The following is an 840-nucleotide window of genomic DNA, read 5'->3' as shown; positions in this document are numbered from 1 at the left end:
AAGATGCATTAGATGAATTACAAAAAGCATTAGATGCAGCTAACACAGTTAAGAAAGATGATTATAAACCAAGTACTGTAACACCATTCGAAGCAGCAGTTCAAGCTGGTGAAGCAGCCAAAGCAATCAAAGACGCGCAAGACGCATTACAAGCGAAAGCGAATAAAGCAGAACTTGAAAAATCAATCGCAACAGCTGAAGGTTTAGGCCGATTGGATGCAAATGACCCAGAAGATAAAGCTGTTCAAGATGCTTTAACAGCAGCGAAAGCAGTTGAAGCAGATCAAAATGCGGATCAAGCAGCAGTCGATGCAGCTAAAAAAGCATTAGATGACGCGATTAATGCTAAAAAAGCACAAGATGCAAAAGAAGCTAAAGAAGCAGCGGATGCAAAACAAGCAGCTTTAGAAGCATTGAAAGCAGAGCTTGAAAAAGCGAAAGCTGTTCAAAAAGATAATTTCACACCAGACAGCGTAAAACCGTTAACTGATGCAGAAACTTCTGGACAGGCGATTGTCGATGCACCAGACGGCAAAACAACTAAAGAAATTGAAGCGGCTACTCAAGCATTAAAAGATGCTCAAAAAGATTTAGTTCAAAAAGCTGATAAAGCTGAGTTACAAAAAGCAATCGATAAAGCAACTGGTTTAGGACAACTTGACCCTGCAGATAAAGAAGACAAAGCAGTCCAAGATGCTTTAGCAACAGCTAATACAGTTAATGATAATCAAAATGCGACACCTCAAGAAGTTCAACAAGCAACAGAAGCATTAAACAATGCAATTGCGGCTAAAGAACATCAAGACGCATTAGATGAATTACAAAAAGCATTAGACGATG

The 840-nt window shown here is 39.3% G+C and carries 1 pseudogene; it reads left to right on the top strand.

Annotated elements, in window-relative coordinates:
- Nucleotides 1–840, top strand: a pseudogene (locus HMPREF3270_RS10685) (FIVAR domain-containing protein); the annotation flags it as partial.

Source organism: Staphylococcus sp. HMSC65H10 (genome assembly GCF_001839185.1).
GTDB lineage: Bacteria > Bacillota > Bacilli > Staphylococcales > Staphylococcaceae > Staphylococcus > Staphylococcus simulans.
Note: the sequence above shows the minus strand (reverse complement) of the source record. Positions and strands in the feature narration are given on the sequence as shown.